Source organism: Rhizobium sp. N731 (genome assembly GCF_001664145.1).
Lineage (GTDB): Bacteria > Pseudomonadota > Alphaproteobacteria > Rhizobiales > Rhizobiaceae > Rhizobium > Rhizobium esperanzae.
The window spans coordinates 3,362,413-3,377,652 of sequence record NZ_CP013601.1 but is presented as its reverse complement, the minus strand read 5'-3'; the positions used below and the strand labels follow the sequence as shown (position 1 = coordinate 3,377,652).

Below are 15,240 nucleotides of genomic sequence, written 5' to 3'. Positions count from 1 at the left end.
TGAAGTCCGCATTTGTGGTACAACGCAACGCCGCAGAGCGAGTTTGTCCGCGGCGTTGCGAAGCCGTCACTCCGCCGCTTGGCGGGCCATCGGATTGTTTGGATGGGTCGTCCAGTTGGCATAGTTCGGATCGACGACGCGGCCGGTGCGCTTGTCGATGGTGCCGGCGGCAAGCGGCTCCATGGTGATGCAGTTCTCGACCGGGCAGACGTTGACGCAGAGATTGCAGCCGACGCATTCCTCTTCGATCACCTCGAAATGGCGTAGCCCGTTGACGACGTTGGTGATCGCCTGGTGCGAGGTGTCCTCGCAGGCGATGTGGCAGCGGCCGCATTTGATGCAGGCGTCCTGGTCGATCTTCGCTTTGGCGACGTAGTTGAGGTTCAGATATTGCCAGTCGGTGACGTTGGGCACGGCGCGGCCGGTAATGTCGTCGAGGCTGCGATGGCCCTTTTCGTCCATCCAGTCGGAGAGCCCCGTTATCATCTCCTGCACGATCTTGAAGCCATAGGTCATCGCCGCCGTGCAGACCTGGACGTTGCCGGCGCCGAGAACGAGGAATTCGGCTGCGTCCCGCCAGGTAGTGATGCCGCCGATACCGGAGATCGGCAGGCCGTAGGTCTCGGGATCACGAGCGATCTCGGCGACCATGTTGAGAGCGATCGGCTTGACCGCCGGGCCGCAATAGCCGCCATGGCTGCCCTTGCCGCCGACCGTCGGGTTGGGGGCGAAGTTGTCGAGATCGACCGACACGATCGAATTGATCGTGTTGATCAGCGAGACGGCATCGGTGCCGCCGGCCTTGGCGGCGCGGGCAGGGCGGCGGATGTCGGTGATGTTGGGCGTCAGCTTGGTGATGACGGGCATGCGGGTGTACTGCTTGCACCAGCGAACCACCATTTCGATATATTCCGGGACCTGGCCGACGGCGGAGCCCATGCCGCGCTCCGACATGCCGTGCGGACAGCCGAAATTGAGTTCGATGCCGTCGGCGCCGGTCTCTTCGACGAGAGGCAGGATCGACTTCCAGGCCTGTTCCTCGCAGGGCACCATGATCGAGGCGATCAGCGCCCGATCCGGCCAGTTCATCTTCACCTGCTTCATTTCGCGCAGGTTGGTGTAGAGGTCACGGTCGGTGATGAGCTCGATATTGTTGAGGCCCAGCAGGCGGCGGTCGGCGCCGAAGATCGCGCCGTAGCGCGGACCGTTGACATTGACGACGGGCGGGCCTTCCTCGCCGAGCGTCTTCCAGACCACACCGCCCCAGCCGGCCTTGAAGGCGCGCTCGACGTTATAGGCCTTATCGGTCGGCGGCGCGGATGCCAGCCAGAATGGGTTCGGGGATTTGATGCCGACGAAGTTGTTGCGGAGATCAGCCATTGTTCATTCTCCCCTTCAAGCAACCGCGACAGCCGGAGCGGCTGTTGCAGAGAGGGCGCGATGGATGGATTCAGCCGCGTCGCGGCCATGGGCGACGGCGGAAACCGTGAGGTCCTTGCCGCCGAAGACGCAGTCGCCGCCGGCCCAGACGCCGTCGAGCGAAGTGCGGCCTTCGACGTCGACCGCGATGCGGCCGGACTCCATGCGCAGCGAACCAAGGCCCGCGGCATCAAAGGTCTGGCCGATCGCCTTGAAGATCTGGTCGGCGGCGATGACGCCGGTTTCGCCGGTGCCGACGAGGCGGCCGTCGACAAGCTTGGTGTACTCAACTTCGATCGCGGCGACCTTGCCGTCCTGAGCGAGGATCGATTTCGGCGCCAGCCAGTGGCGGATGATGACGCCCTTGGAGCTTGCGAGATCCTGCTCGAATTCGGAGGCGTTCATATGCTCCTTGCCGCGGCGGTAGCAGATCGTCACTTCCTCGGCGCCGAGCAGCTTTGCCTGCACGGCAGCGTCGATCGCCGTCATGCCGCCGCCGAGCACGACGACGCGGCGGCCGATCGCGATTTCGCTTTTGTCTTCAGCCTGGCGGAGCGCTGCGATGAAATCGACGGCGTCGTCGACGCCGGCTAGATTTTCGCCCTCGATACGCAGCGCATTGACGCCGGCAAGACCGATACCGAGAAAGACGGCGTCATATTGCGACTGCAGATCGGCGAGCGAGAAATCGCGGCCGAGGAGGGCGCCGTGGCGGACGTCGATGCCGCCGACCGAGATGATGTAATCGACTTCCTGCTGGGCGAAATCGTCCACCGTCTTATAGGTGGCGATGCCGTATTCGTTGAGGCCGCCGGATTTTTCCCTGCCGTCGTAAATCGTGACGGAATGACCCTTCACGGCGAGACGATGGGTGGCAGCAAGACCTGCCGGGCCGGCGCCGACGACGGCGATCCTTTTGCCGCTCGCCTCGGCTCGGGCATAGAACTGCTTGCCGACCTGCATGGCGGCATCGGTCGCATAACGCTGCAGGCGGCCGATTTCGACGGGCCGTTCCTCGGCCGTGTTGCGCACGCAGGCCTGTTCGCACAGCTCTTCGGTAGGACAGACGCGGGCGCACATGCCGCCGAGAATGTTCTGGTCGAAAATCGTCTTCGCCGAGCCGAGCGGATTGCCGGTCGAAATCTGCCGGATGAACAGCGGAATGTCGATCGAGGTCGGACAGGCCGTCATGCACGGCGCGTCATAACAGAAATAGCAGCGATCGGCGGCGACCAGCGCCTCGTGATTGTCGAGGCGCGGATGAAGATCGGAAAAATTAGCTTCATACTCGGCGGGCGAAAGCCGGCCGGCATGAATCCCAGTTTCCAGTCGTTCCATTGAAGTTCCCTCATTATTGGTAAACGGCCTGTGAGGGAAAGCGTAACTCAGGTTTAAAAATTTATCAAACGGTAAAATTTTGACGGACCGCTCTTTCGAGTGTCCGCGCAAGTCACTGTTTTCGCGTGAGAAATTTTCTCGCCTTGGGTCCGCGAAATATTTGCGCGTTCGGCCCAGAAAGCGCCTCCGAAAAAAGATTCAAAAAACTGGAATTTTTTTAGGATCGCAGGGAACCAAACTTGGACGTCGTCGTTATTGCGGTATCCGGATGGTGATCGCATCGACCCAACATGCGCGCCCCCAACCCACTATCCGGACGTACTCACGGTCCCCTCCCGGTGAGTGAAGACAGCCGGTGCGCCGCCCTCGCACCGGCTGTTTTTCGTTATGGGCGGTGTCGGGCTTCACACACGCTTGAAGATTTCGAATTCGGTTTCCGGAATAGTCAGACGATATTCGATGCGGCCGGGCACAAGGCTCAACTCCGCTTTGCCGTTGACAGACGAGGGAACGACACGCTCCAGCACGGTGCGGCCGAAGCTGTTGTCGCTGAACTCATGGACTTCCGACTGGTCCTGCAGCACTTCGGCCCAGGCGATCTCGATCGCCTTTCTGTCGTTGATCATCGATTCGCGGCAGTTCAACGTGATCGAGGCGGCACCGCCTGATATTGCCCCGTAGGAAGCGGAGTTGACAATGAGCTCGTGCAGGGCGAGGCCGAGATGCACGGCGGCATTCGGCGTCAGATGGGCATTGATGCCGTAGATCGGCATGGAGCCTGATGTCTCCGGCCAGTAGGGAGCGAACTGTTTTTCGGCGAGCTCGAAGAGATAGGCGCCCCGCCAGCTCGAATCCGTGACGAGGTCCTGGGAATTGGAAAGCGATTGCAGCCTGCCGCGGAACTTGAGGAGGAAGCTGTCGAGCGAGAGCGTGTTGCGCGCTGTTTGCGTCGCAATGCCCTGAATGATGGCGAGAAGGTTCTTCGAACGGTGCGAGAGCTCACGCAGCAGCGATTTCAGCACTTTTTCACGATGCCGGCTTTCAGTGACCTCCGTCATTACGGATAGAAGTTCAAGCGTGCCGCGGTCGCCTGTGCGCTGGATCTTCAATTCATATGTGCGCATTTCGCCGTCGACATCGATCTCGACCTCGGCATTGTTGGGAATGCCAGTCTCCAGCACCTTGCGTTTCAGTACCGTCAGATATTGCCCGTGGACGTCACCGAAAAGAGTGGCATCACTGCCGCCGGGCATAAAAAGCGCTGCGAAATGCGGCGGCAGATTTTCGGCGTAGAAGATTGAAAGCCGGGCGTCCTGGCAGAGGATCGAAATCCCGGCGCTGCCGAGCGCCCGCTCCATCATTGCGGCTTTGCCTTCGAAGGTGAAAGGCGTGCCCGACAATGGTTCAGTCGTATTCACTCGGCCGCCTTTCCCTGTGACATCTCGGAGCGTCGCTGAACGGAACGCCCCGCCAGAAACCGCCTGCCAACTCTAGAATAAAGCGCTGCAAAAACCGTTAAAGTCATCGGGGCGCCCCGGTAGCACCGGAACGCCTGTCTCGGCGGTTTGGTTCCGAGAACCGGAAAATTGCGTCTCAGGCGGCTACCTTGGTCGATTCATTGAAGAAAAGCGCTTGACTGATCAGGGCTTTGACCATGTCGGGATTGAACGGTTTGGTGACAAGGAAAGTGGGTTCGGGGCGTTCGCCCGTCAAAAGCCGTTCCGGGAATGCGGTGATGAAGATCACCGGTACGCTCGACGTCTTCAGGATGTCGTTGACCGCGTCTATGCCGGAACTGCCGTCGGCAAGCTGGATGTCGGCGAGCACCATGCTCGGCTTCGTCTTGTTGTAGAGCGCGACGGCTTCGGCATGCGTGCGGGCAATGCCGGTGACGCGATGGCCGAGGCTTTCGACCATCTGCTCTATATCCATGGCGATCAGCGGTTCATCCTCGATAATCATGATGTCGGTTGCGACCTGACGGGAGATTTCCTGCGAGGCCTTGTCGAGCAACTTCATGACATCCTGTTCATCGAGTTCGAGAATTTCCGCAATTTCTGCAACGCGGAAATTCTCAACCGAGGCGAGTAGGAAGGCCTGACGGGCGCCCGGCGATACCTTGGACAGGTTGAGCGTGGCGCGCTGTTCCCATGCATAAGGCGAGGTCGGCTCTGGAATCTGGATCGCAGTGGAACCAAACAGTTGCGTGAACAGTTTGTAAAGCGCGACCCGGTCATTTGGCGTATCCGGGAAGATCGACAGGTCGGCTATAATTGCTTCGAGAACGGCGGCGACGTAAGCGTCACCTGAAGTCTGGGTGCCGGTAAGGGCGCGGGAATAGCGACGCAGATAAGGAAGGTGCGGCGCAATTCGAGTAGAAAGTGTCATCAAGGGCTCCCGTATGCAGGCCGGTCGTAGGTTCAATGGGCGGTTAACGCTGCCTTGGTAAAAAAGTTCCGGAACGGCAGGAACTTTTTTTGTCGCGCCGCATTATTCCACCCGACAAAAGAAAGGGCGTAGCATTTTGACCCATGCTGCGGCAAATACCAGCGACATCGATAGTGGAACGGTCGGTGTCGGTGGGGGACTTCGTGATTTGCACGCCTCTCGAACGGCTAACGGTGAGAAGACGAGTTGATGACTACACGCAATAAAGAGGCGGCGGATCAGCGGAAGCTGGAGCTGCGGGCAAGCGATATTCTGGACCCGAACAATCAGATCGGCGTCAAGCTGCGGTCGCTCTATGCCGCGGCACAGGAAGAGGCGATCCCCGATCGTTTTCTCGATCTTCTCGAAAAGCTCGACCATGCTGAAATGATGGCTTCTGCCAAGATCGCCGAATAGGATCGTCGCATGGAAGAGAAACTGCAACCCAGCTTCAAGCGGGAATTGCTGGCGGCCCTCCCTAGCCTTCGCGCTTTTGCCATTTCGCTGATTGGACGGCACGATCGCGCCGACGATCTCGTCCAGGACACCATCATGAAGGCCTGGGCAAAGCAGGACCATTTCGAGATGGGCACCAATATGAAGGCCTGGCTCTTCACAATCCTGCGCAACGAGCTCTACAGCCAGATGCGCAAGAGCGGTCGCGAGGTGCAGGACAGCGACGGGCTGTTCACGGAATCGATGGCCATGCATCCCTCGCAGTATGGCGCGCTCGATCTGCAGGATTTCAAGAAGGCGCTCGATCAGTTGCCGCCGGACCAGCGCGAGGCGATCATCCTCGTCGGCGCCTCGGGATTTTCGTACGAAGAGGCGGCCGAAATCTGCGGCTGCGCTGTCGGCACCATCAAAAGCCGCGTTAACCGCGCGCGGCAGCGCCTGCAGGAACTGCTGCAAATTTCAGGCGAGGCCGATTTCGGCCCGGATGCGACCTCGGCGCCGTTGACGTCGAAGGCCTTTGCGTTCTGAGAGGTGTACGTGGAGCCGATCTGCTCTTCGGAGCGCCGGCTTCTACCTCGGTGGGGCCGGGGGAATGGGCGCATTCGCGTAAAGGTTGCTTGAGGCGCCGCCTCTCCACCCAATTCCTGTGACAAGCACAGGAATGAGGGTGGTTTAGCATGGTGCCGCTATCAGTAACCGGCCGCCCACGCTTTGTCGTTCTCCCTTAATCCTCCCGCTTCGAACCCATAAGGTTGGCCGCGACGATGGCGGCCAGGACGCCGGCGGTGAGCAGCGGTTGGGCGCGGACGAGGCCGATGCCGACCGTCGCCAGAGATTCCAGCGCCGCACGGCGATCGCGGGCGCGGCGTGCCTCGCGGGCGCTGATGATTGACATCACCACCAGCACGATGATTGCGATCAGCAGCGCGCCGACGGCCAGGAAGAGGACGGCGGCAAGCGGACCGTAGATGCCGGCGAGCCAAATGGCGCCGGCGGCCACCGCCAGCGCATAGGCTGTGAGGAGGAAGAGCGCGGCAAGCGCGATGAAGATGCTGTTGCGTTTGACGCGCGCAACGGTCCGATGCACGCTTGCGCCCGTCAGCAGGCTGAGGATCGAGAGCATCGCGCTTCCTCAGCGACGAGCGAGGAAGGCGATGGCCAAGCCCAAAGCGGCAGCGGCGCCGATAGTTGCCAGCGGATGATTGCGCACCGTCTCGCGCATTTCAGTCGCGCCGCGCTCATAACCGTGCTGCAACTCGCGCAGCAGATCCTCGCTGCGGCCGAGCAGTTCCTCAAAGCCAGCGCTTGCCTGGCTGCGAAGCTTCTCGCTCTGATGGCGTGAGTTCTTGCCGACGAGGCGCGTGAGTTCGGCGAGCTCGTCGCGCAATGCCTCGATCTGTTCTTCGATGCCGGATTCAAGATGGTGGAAGGTGCCGTTGCGGCGGCTGCGGCCGGACTGGAAGATAGAATAGCTCATGGCTGTCTCCGTTGGCTGGGCGCGCGCAAGCCCGCCTGTTTCGCACGAGGGTCACCACCGTCCGTTGCATGAATGATGTCGCCCGGCATTGACCCAGATCATTGCCGACAACGTGTTGAAGGGGCAAAAGTTCCGCCTGCGCAGGCTCAGGCACGGGAGAGGGCGCTGTGGGCGAGCACGAAAGCCGTGCCGTCGGCCGGGATTTGGCAGCGGCGACGAGGGCTGCCTCTGAGATCTTCAGCTGGGCGGCGAGGTCGCGCTCGCGCATCTTCGGATTCTCGGCGCGAAACGCGCGGATTTCGGCTGACGCCAGTGTTATCTGCTTGGTCATATCTTACCCTACTTATTGAGAATGAGCTTGCACTGACGGGTGATCTTCAGGCGATAGTGCAAGCCGCCGTGTCTGATCATGATCTCGTTCGTGCCGCGGAAAAGATCCGCGCTTTCGACGATCCGTGCTGGGCCGCAGGCTCGCTCTGCAGCGGCGCGTGCTTAAAGTTATCTGGCATTTCAACCATCATTTCGGTTTGGCAATTCCGTGGGGCCGGGGATCAGGGTTCCCGGTTGTGATGACAATTATGTTGACTTTTTTACTCATAGTTTTCTAAAGACACAATAGGAGACTAATACAGTCAAGTTTTTGAGATTGCTGATTTGAGGCCGCCTCGAGGCGGTTCGCGACAATAGCGGAGAAGATGATGACGGTGAGGTTTGCGGCTGTAGCGGCTGGCATGATGATGGCGGTTTCAAGCGTAGCCCAAGCGCAGGATGCGGCAGGCGCCAAGCTGGATGTCGAACTCAACGCTCTGGCGCCATCGCAAAAGGGCTGCATGATGACCTTCGTTGCTGAGAACAATCTTCAGGCGCCGATCAACAAGATGTCCTTCGAGCTTGCCTTCTTCAACGACAAGAATGCCGTCGACCGCATCACCGTTCTCGACTTCCGCGATCTGCCGCAGGGCAAGAAGCGCGTGCGCCAGTTCGACATGCCGAATGTCAAATGCGAGAGCGTGACTCGCGTCCTCATCAACGACACGCCGGTCTGCGACGGGCCGGCGGCCGGCGAATGCATGAAGGGTCTCGTCACCCGCTCGCAGATCTCCGTTCCCTTCGAGGGGTGAGAACACGCCGGGGATGGACCCCGGCGGACATGTTTCAGGCTGTCCGAGGCGTAGACAATGGCGATTTCAGCGAAGTCCAGATCGAGACAGGTGCTCATCGGGGAGGCCGACGCCGGCGACAGCCTGAACGACAATATGCCCGGCATGCACCCCGGCCACGAGCTTCCGGAACTGCACAACGCGCAGCGCCAGCCCGCCGGCGAAACCGTGATCCATTATACGCGTTTCGCGCAGATCTCCTCCTTTCCCGACCATCCGGAAAGCATGCCGGCAGCTATCATTCCGCCGCCGCCGATGGATGCCGCGGTGGAAAAACAGGACGACGAGAAGACACCGGTGCGACGGCGGGTGGCGCTGAGTTGCGTCGGCTCAGCCTTTTTCCATGCTGCGTTGGCCGCCACGCTGCTTATTGTGATGCCTGCGCCCTCAGATGAAACGCTAATGGAGGCGGGCGAGGCGATCAGCGTGGTCATGCTCGGCGGTTCCGACGCCGATCAGAGCGCAGCCGGCGACACTGAGGTGACCATTCAGGAAGAAGTGGTCCCAGAGGCTGTTGAACCCGATACAGTTAAGCCAGTCGAGACAGCCGAGGTTCAGCCGGAAACCCTGCAGCCCGCTGACGCGGAGCCGATCGAAACCGTCCAGCCTGTGCAGGAGGTTACACGTCAATCAGCGGAGATAATTGCGGCTTCGGAACCTGAAGTCCTGGTATCCGAAACCCCTGCCGAAACTTCCGTCGTGCAGCCGATGTCGACGGTGGTGCCGGAGCAGCCGGTAATGTCTAGCGAATCCCCAACGGCAGCCGCAATGCAGTCCGAACCCGAAGAGGTCAAACCTGTCGAGGTACCTCCCGTTTCTCCCGAACCGGAGCCGCCGACTGAGGTGGTCAGTCCGCAGCCGAAGCCGAAGCTGGAAAAGCCTGTAGAAAAGAAGACGGTGGAAAGAAAGCAGCCACCGAAGAAAGCACAGGGTTCGGAGGGCGATGCCAAGCAGGAGTCGCGCCGGGGTGCTGCAGACGGACAGGCAGACGCCAATTCGAACGATAATTCGCGCACATCCGGTGGACGGAATGGAGCGGGCGGTGCGTCGGAAGCCAATTACAGAGGCAAGCTTGTCGCGCGGTTGTTCCGTTGCGTAGACCGGATGGAGTCTCGGTATCGTACCGCTCCGGCCACCTTGACCGTTCGCATCACCGTCAATCGCATCGGCGAGATCACCGCATCGAGCGTTGTCCGTGGCTCGAGGCTCCCCGAGGTTGATAGCGCGGCTCTTGCCAGGGTAGCCTCGTGCAACCTGCCGGCGATGCCAAACACGATCGCGGCATCCTCGCGTACCTATACCTTCCCCGTCGAGGTCACTCCACGATAATATGATAAAACTCATCCACTTTATACTTTACTCTAAAACTCATGTTTAATAAGGTCCACCGGCACACGCAGGAATCGTGTGACGATCAACGAGCGAACGGGTGGTAAATGGCTCGCAAGGGCAAGAAGGGTTCGAACCGGGAGGTCCGCGACAGCGTGGGCGAGGACGCAAGTCAGGCATCCCCCGAACGATCCAAACTGGGTGGCCGCAGTTTCCTCTATGTCGGCGGGCGTGACTGCCAGGTGGCGCATCTGCGCCAGATCGCGAGCAATTTCGGCGCCGAGCTCATTCATCACGATGGCGGCCTGCGTGAGGCGGTTTCCCGCATCGACACGTTGCTTCCCTCTGTCGACTGCGTGTTCTGCCCCATCGACTGTATCAGCCACGATGCCTGCCTGCGCGTGAAGACCGGCTGCAAGAAGTTCAGCAAGGCCTTCATCCCGCTTCGAAACGGCAGCAAGTCCAGCCTGGAACGTGCGCTGCAGACGATGAACGAACGAGACAATTCCCGATGAACGACCAGCACCCTGACGGCTTCACCATGATCGGCCTGCACAAGCTCGCCGCACAGAGCGGTGACGGCCTCGTGCCCGAACTCTACGAACTGTTGCAGCAGCACACCGCGCGCCAGCAGATCTATCAGAATGTGACGCTGTTCCCGACCTGGGAGGCGCGCATGCCTGGGGAAGCGGCGACAAGACCGCTTGGCGCGGCGGCGGCAAACGGCAATAATATTCTCGCCTTTCCCTCGCCTGCGGTAAGGGCGGGCAAACGGAAAGCCTGAGGAGATTCCATGTATATCGCAACGAACCGCTTCAAGGTCGTAACCGGGAGCGAGGGCGATTTCGAGACGGTTTGGCGCAATCGCGATTCCAGCCTGGCCGAAGTGCCCGGTTTCGTCGAATTCCGCCTGCTGCGCGGCAGGGTCAATGAAGAGGAGGGCTATACGCTCTATTCCTCGCATACGGTCTGGCAGAGCGAAGCGGATTTTCAGAACTGGACGAAGTCGGAGAACTTTCGCGCGGCGCACCGCAATGCCGGAGACCGCAAGGCGATGTACAAGGGGCCGCCGGTTTTTGAGGGTTTTAATGTGGTCGACGGGATTTAAGGCTTGGCCCTTACGGAATGCCGGTGCCGCCTCCTCCCTCTTCTCCCCTTTGGGGGCCGCTGGGGAGAAGGGGTGACTCTAAGCTCTGACCCGAAACACAGGACCCGCCGCCACAGCCAGCCAGCCGAGCATCATCGCCCAGCCGCCGGTCGGCGCGGCATAGGGGAAGAGGCCGGAACCGGAAAAGCGCAGCGTGACGAGATCGCAGCGTTCCCACGATCATCAGAAAACCGGCCAGCCAGGCGGTTTTGAGCTTTGCGGTGCCGAGAGCCAAGGCCAGCAGGGCGGGGGCGTGGGCAAGGCACATGGCGGAGGCGGATGCTGCAAGGGTGGCTTCGCCGCCGCCATGGGCGGCAAGGGCGGCGAGCGCCACGCCGGCGACGCCGAACAGGCCGGCAAAGAGATAGAGCACCGGCTCCAGGCGCGCGTTCAGGCTCATGACTCTTCCTTGTTTTGCATGTGATGGGCGAGGCGTTCGACCGGCGCCCAGATGAGATCGCGCAGCGTCTGGCTCTCGATCGTCTCGTCGAGCGCGCGGCGGAAGCAGAGCAGCCATTCGTCGCGTTCGACAGGCCCGATCTCGGCGACGAAATGGCGGCTGCGCAGGCGCGGGTGGCCGCGCTTGTCGGTATAAAGCGGCGGGCCGCCGAGATAGCCGGTCATATATTCGTAGAATTTCTGTTCGCTGCCGTCGAGGCTCGGCGGGTGCACGGCACGCACGTTGCTTGCCTCCGGCAGCGTATCCATCAGCGCATAGAAGCGGTTGGTCAGCGCCCGCACGGCGGGATCGCCGCCGATCGCTTCGTATAGAGTGGTGACCTTCTCCGTCACGAAACCATCCCCGATATCATTCCATTCCCCGACCCTTCATGCACCTGATGGAAAACGATCGCAACTGTCATCAAGGTGCCGCGGCATTTCGCGCATAATGCCCGTGGGGCAGGGTTTTGCGCCGAAGTAACTTGACAAAACCGTCTGGACGGTATCTTTGTTTAGCATGTCAAGCGCTCATCATCGCAAGAAACAACCGGCTCTCGTGCGCCAGGAATTGCTGGAGGTCGCAGCGCGTCTTGCCGCCAGCGAAGGCATGGCGGCCGTGACACTCGATGCGGTCTCCGCCGCCTCCAGTGTCAGCAAGGGCGGATTGCTGCATCACTTCCCGACGAAGAATGCGCTGCTCGACGCGCTTTTCGAGAGCCTGCTCGAAAGGTTCGATGCGGATATCGAGGAACTGATGCGGGGCGATCCCGTGCCGCAGGGGCGCTTCACCCGGGCCTATCTCAGGGCGGTGTCCGGTCTCAAGGATCGCCCGGACGATTCCAGGAGCTGGACGCAGGTGACGATCGCACTTCTCGCCGAACCCAGGCTGCGCCTTCGTTGGCGCCAATGGGTGCAGGCGCGGGCTGAAGAATATATAGGCACCGACTCCTCGCTCGATGCACAGATCGTGCGGTTCGCCGCCGACGGGCTGTGGTTCGCCGACACGTTGGAGAGCCACGACATCAGCAGTGCTCTGAGGCGGAATCTCATCAGCCGTCTTGTCGAGCTCACGGGAAAGTAATCCGAAAAGGAATTCGTCATGAGCCAGGCCGCCATCTACGGGCTGCTCTTTGCAGCCATCGTGCTCGAAGTCATCGGCACTACGGCGCTGCAATTGTCGCAGCAGTTTACCCGCATCGGGCCGACGGCGCTTGTCGTCGCCTGTTATGCGGCGGCCTTCTATTGCCTATCCTTGACGCTGAAGAGCATTCCCGTCGGTATCGCCTATGCGATTTGGAGCGCTTTGGGAATTGTACTTATTTCTTCGGTCGGCCTGATCTTTTTCAAGCAGCGCCTCGACCTGCCGGCCATCGTCGGCCTCGGACTGATCATATCGGGCGTCATCGTCGTCAATCTGTTCTCGAAATCCGTTTCTCATTGATTTCATTGTTATATCTCGGAGGTTCCTCCGGAGTCTCACGAGAGAGAATTTCCCCTTTGTCAAACTCCTGACAAAGGGCTATGTGTTGCTCGGACGTTGTGGAGATCGAGGCGCACCCGGCGCCCCTTTCCAAAGCGCTTTGAATTCTGCCTTTCCGCCTGACGATCCTTCCAGCTTCCAGAGGAGCACAGCATGGCCATACGCACCGTCGTGTGGGGAGAGAACATCCACGAGAATACCAATGCGGTCGTCCGGGGCATCTACCCCGAAGGCATGCATACGACGATCGCCAATGCGCTGAATACCGACCCCGGCATTTCGGCGACGACGGCGACGCTGCAGGAGCCGGAACATGGGCTGAGCGAGGCCCGGCTTGCCGAAACCGATGTGCTGACCTGGTGGGGCCACAAGGATCACGGCGCGGTGTCAGACGTCGTCGTCGAACGGGTCGCCAAGCGCGTCTGGGAGGGCATGGGCCTGCTGGTGCTGCATTCCGGCCATTTCTCGAAGATCTTCAAGCGGCTGATGGGCACGCCCTGCGCGCTGAAATGGCGCGAGGCGGGCGAGCGCGAGCGGCTGTGGACGATCAGCCCGCGCCATCCGATCGCCGCCGGCATCGGCGAGCATTTCGAGCTTGAGAACGAGGAAATGTATGGCGAGCAGTTCTCGGTGCCGGAGCCGCTGGAAACGGTGTTCATCTCCTGGTTCCAGGGCGGCGAAGTATTCCGCTCGGGCCTGACCTGGCGCCGCGGCGCCGGCAACATCTTCTATTTCCGCCCGGGCCATGAGACCTATCCGACCTATCACGACGCTACGGTGCAGAAGGTGCTGATCAACGGCGTCAAGTGGGCCTATAACCCCGAGGGCGCGTTGACTGCCATTACCGACGCTCCAAATGTGCCGGTAGAGAAGGCGCTGGAGCCGATCGTCGAGCGCGGCCCGAAACTGCACCAGGCCGGCGAAGCCGGTTACCGCTGAGGAGCATTCATGCGACTACTCGTTCTTGGCACGGGCGTGATGGCGAAAAACCAGCTCACCCACTTCAGCAAAATCGACGGGGTGACGGTGGTTGGGGCCGTCGACACCGATCCCGACCGGCTTTCCGCCTTTGCCGACAAGTTCAATATCGAAAAGCGGTTTCATTCATTGGATGAGGCGATCGCCTGGGGCGAGTTCGATGCGGCGACGAACATCACACCCGATCGCATCCATCACCCGACCACCATGGCGCTGATTGCGGCCGGCAAACATGTGCTCTGCGAGAAGCCGTTGGCGGAAAACTATCCGAAGGCGCTGGAGATGACGGAAGCGGCCGAAAAGGCCGGTGTCATCAACATGGTCAACCTCACCTATCGCAACGTCGCGCCGCTGCAGCGCGCCCGCGAGATGGTGCTCGCCGGCGAACTCGGCACGATCAAGCATGTGGAGGCCTCCTATCTCCAGAGCTGGCTCGTCTCGCGCGCCTGGGGCGACTGGCGTACCGAATCGACCTGGCTGTGGCGGCTTTCCACCGGCCACGGCTCGAACGGGGTGCTCGGCGATGTCGGCATCCACATCCTCGATTTCGCCGCCTATGGCGCCGCGACCGACATTGACCATGTCTTTGCGCGGCTGAAGACCTTCAACAAGGCGCCCGGCGGTCAGATCGGCGAATATATGCTCGACGCCAATGACAGTTTCACCATGTCGGTCGATTTCGCCAACGGCGCGCTCGGCGTCATCCATGCCAGCCGCTGGGCGACGGGCCACCTGAACGAGCTGAAGCTGCGCATCTATGGCGAGAAGGGCAGCCTCGAGGTCATTCATCGCCCCGGCGGTTCCGAATTGCGCGGGTGCCTGGGCGAGGATGCCGAGACCGCCACCTGGAGGGAGATCGAGGTGACGCCGGTGCCGACCAACTACCAGCGGTTCGCCGAGGCCGTAGCAAGCGGTATCCAGCCCGACCCGAACTTCCGCCACGCCGCCAACCTGCAGAAGGTGCTCGACCTTGCCATGACGACCGAGCGCGAGCGGCGCGAGCTGAAGGTCTGATACCTGTTGGGATATGGAAGCCGCCGATCAGACGGCGGTTTGCCGTGCTATGGCGCGCCGTTGGTGCAAACGTAGAAAAGGGCCCCACCGAAGCGGGGCCCGAGGTAGTCGAGCCGCACCAGGCGGTCTCGACCGCTTGATTACTCGATGACCTGCACGACGCGATGCGTGCGGGGTTCAACGATCACACGACGGTCGTTGACGACCGTATAGGCATATTTCGGGTTGTCAGGCACTGGCGTCACGACGACATCAGCCGGAAGCGGCTTGCCGACGACGATCGGCTGCTCGACGACCACGCGGGAGGTCGGGGCCGGCTGCTGCTGAACGTAGGTGACGACCTCACGCGGCGGCGGATCAACCACGGCGCCGGCAACACCGCCGGCTATGCCGCCCACGGCAGCGCCTACGGGGCCACCGACGATCGCGCCGGTGATGGCACCGCCGGCAGCGCCGGTCACGGCTCCGTCAGCCAGAGCGTTGGTGGCAAGCGACGACAGCGCAAGGGCGCTGGAGACAAGTAGAATCTTGTACATTTTGCTTCTCCTTTGCTGGGGTTGCGTTTGGGTAACGA

At 61.0% G+C, this 15,240-nt stretch carries 19 protein-coding genes and 3 pseudogenes; 11 read left to right on the top strand and 11 right to left on the bottom strand.

What is annotated here, in order from left to right; translation table 11 throughout:
* Nucleotides 1-66 precede the first annotated feature (66 nt).
* From preA to AMK02_RS16530, 4 genes are all read right to left on the bottom strand, one after another.
* The gene (gene preA / locus AMK02_RS16545) at nt 67-1,380 is read right to left on the bottom strand and encodes an NAD-dependent dihydropyrimidine dehydrogenase subunit PreA (protein ID WP_064804476.1); all 1,314 of its coding nucleotides are present in this window, start codon (nt 1,378-1,380) and stop codon (nt 67-69) included.
* A gap of 15 nt (nt 1,381-1,395) precedes the next feature.
* Entirely contained in the window at nt 1,396-2,757 is a 1,362-nt protein-coding gene (locus tag AMK02_RS16540; RefSeq protein WP_064804475.1) for an NAD(P)-dependent oxidoreductase, read from the bottom strand.
* A gap of 404 nt (nt 2,758-3,161) precedes the next feature.
* Complete coding sequence (locus AMK02_RS16535) at nt 3,162-4,157, bottom strand: sensor histidine kinase (protein WP_189637023.1); 996 nt, start codon at nt 4,155-4,157, stop codon at nt 3,162-3,164.
* Nucleotides 4,158-4,350: 193 nt separating this feature from the next.
* On the bottom strand, nt 4,351-5,145 hold the full coding sequence (locus AMK02_RS16530; protein WP_064804473.1) for a response regulator: 795 nt from the start codon (nt 5,143-5,145) through the stop codon (nt 4,351-4,353).
* Between the two features lie 249 nt (nt 5,146-5,394).
* On the opposite strand from AMK02_RS16530, the gene AMK02_RS16525 reads away from it, so the two are divergent.
* A complete protein-coding gene (locus AMK02_RS16525) occupies nt 5,395-5,601 on the top strand; it encodes a NepR family anti-sigma factor (RefSeq protein ID WP_064804471.1) in 207 nt (68 codons plus the stop codon).
* 9 nt (nt 5,602-5,610) lie between these two features.
* Nucleotides 5,611-6,168 (top strand): RNA polymerase sigma factor, encoded by a 558-nt coding sequence (locus AMK02_RS16520; protein ID WP_011426507.1) that lies wholly within the window; start codon nt 5,611-5,613, stop codon nt 6,166-6,168.
* Nucleotides 6,169-6,364: 196 nt separating this feature from the next.
* On the opposite strand, the gene AMK02_RS16515 is transcribed toward AMK02_RS16520, so the two are convergent.
* The 4 genes and pseudogenes from AMK02_RS16515 to hemP all read right to left on the bottom strand — a co-directional run bounded on the left by AMK02_RS16515 (nt 6,365) and on the right by hemP (nt 7,638).
* Nucleotides 6,365-6,763, bottom strand: coding sequence for a hypothetical protein (locus tag AMK02_RS16515; RefSeq protein ID WP_064804469.1), 399 nt, complete (start codon nt 6,761-6,763; stop codon nt 6,365-6,367).
* Between the two features lie 9 nt (nt 6,764-6,772).
* Complete coding sequence (locus AMK02_RS16510; RefSeq protein ID WP_064804467.1) at nt 6,773-7,117, bottom strand: glycine zipper domain-containing protein; 345 nt, start codon at nt 7,115-7,117, stop codon at nt 6,773-6,775.
* Between the two features lie 166 nt (nt 7,118-7,283).
* Nucleotides 7,284-7,448 (bottom strand): annotated as a pseudogene (locus AMK02_RS31245) (hemin-degrading factor); the annotation flags it as partial.
* Between the two features lie 8 nt (nt 7,449-7,456).
* Nucleotides 7,457-7,638, bottom strand: a pseudogene (gene hemP, locus AMK02_RS30220) (hemin uptake protein HemP).
* Between the two features lie 177 nt (nt 7,639-7,815).
* Between hemP and AMK02_RS16505 the strand changes: the two are divergent.
* From AMK02_RS16505 to AMK02_RS16485, 5 genes are all read left to right on the top strand, one after another.
* The gene (locus AMK02_RS16505; protein WP_064804465.1) at nt 7,816-8,238 is read left to right on the top strand and encodes a hypothetical protein; all 423 of its coding nucleotides are present in this window, start codon (nt 7,816-7,818) and stop codon (nt 8,236-8,238) included.
* Nucleotides 8,239-8,295: 57 nt separating this feature from the next.
* On the top strand, nt 8,296-9,606 hold the full coding sequence (locus AMK02_RS16500; RefSeq protein WP_064804463.1) for a TonB family protein: 1,311 nt from the start codon (nt 8,296-8,298) through the stop codon (nt 9,604-9,606).
* A gap of 107 nt (nt 9,607-9,713) precedes the next feature.
* The gene (locus AMK02_RS16495) at nt 9,714-10,121 is read left to right on the top strand and encodes a DUF2325 domain-containing protein (protein WP_064804461.1); all 408 of its coding nucleotides are present in this window, start codon (nt 9,714-9,716) and stop codon (nt 10,119-10,121) included.
* A complete protein-coding gene (locus AMK02_RS16490) occupies nt 10,118-10,390 on the top strand; it encodes a hypothetical protein (RefSeq protein WP_064804459.1) in 273 nt (90 codons plus the stop codon). Before AMK02_RS16495 ends, AMK02_RS16490 begins: the two co-directional genes overlap by 4 nt.
* A gap of 9 nt (nt 10,391-10,399) precedes the next feature.
* A complete protein-coding gene (locus AMK02_RS16485; protein WP_064804457.1) occupies nt 10,400-10,714 on the top strand; it encodes an antibiotic biosynthesis monooxygenase family protein in 315 nt (104 codons plus the stop codon).
* Nucleotides 10,715-10,792: 78 nt separating this feature from the next.
* Here AMK02_RS16485 and AMK02_RS16480 read toward each other — a convergent pair.
* Together AMK02_RS16480 and AMK02_RS16475 are read right to left on the bottom strand one after the other, a co-directional pair.
* Nucleotides 10,793-11,153, bottom strand: a pseudogene (locus AMK02_RS16480) (DUF423 domain-containing protein).
* Complete coding sequence (locus AMK02_RS16475; protein ID WP_064804456.1) at nt 11,150-11,545, bottom strand: group II truncated hemoglobin; 396 nt, start codon at nt 11,543-11,545, stop codon at nt 11,150-11,152. Before AMK02_RS16475 ends, AMK02_RS16480 begins: the two are co-directional and overlap by 4 nt.
* 166 nt (nt 11,546-11,711) lie before the next feature.
* On the opposite strand from AMK02_RS16475, the gene AMK02_RS16470 reads away from it, so the two are divergent.
* The 4 genes from AMK02_RS16470 (at nt 11,712) to AMK02_RS16455 (ending at nt 14,666) form a co-directional block, all read left to right on the top strand.
* A complete protein-coding gene (locus AMK02_RS16470; protein ID WP_064804455.1) occupies nt 11,712-12,275 on the top strand; it encodes a TetR/AcrR family transcriptional regulator in 564 nt (187 codons plus the stop codon).
* Nucleotides 12,276-12,293: 18 nt separating this feature from the next.
* Complete coding sequence (locus AMK02_RS16465; protein ID WP_064804454.1) at nt 12,294-12,635, top strand: DMT family transporter; 342 nt, start codon at nt 12,294-12,296, stop codon at nt 12,633-12,635.
* A gap of 192 nt (nt 12,636-12,827) precedes the next feature.
* Entirely contained in the window at nt 12,828-13,613 is a 786-nt protein-coding gene (locus AMK02_RS16460) for a ThuA domain-containing protein (protein WP_064804453.1), read from the top strand.
* A 9-nt stretch (nt 13,614-13,622) separates the two neighbouring features.
* Nucleotides 13,623-14,666 carry a Gfo/Idh/MocA family protein gene (locus AMK02_RS16455; RefSeq protein WP_064804452.1) on the top strand — a complete coding sequence of 348 codons (1,044 nt, stop codon included), beginning with the start codon at nt 13,623-13,625 and terminating at the stop codon, nt 14,664-14,666.
* 140 nt (nt 14,667-14,806) lie between these two features.
* Here the strand turns inward: AMK02_RS16455 and AMK02_RS16450 are convergent, their stop codons facing one another.
* On the bottom strand, nt 14,807-15,202 hold the full coding sequence (locus tag AMK02_RS16450) for a DUF1236 domain-containing protein (protein WP_064804450.1): 396 nt from the start codon (nt 15,200-15,202) through the stop codon (nt 14,807-14,809).
* Nucleotides 15,203-15,240: the final 38 nt, after the last annotated feature.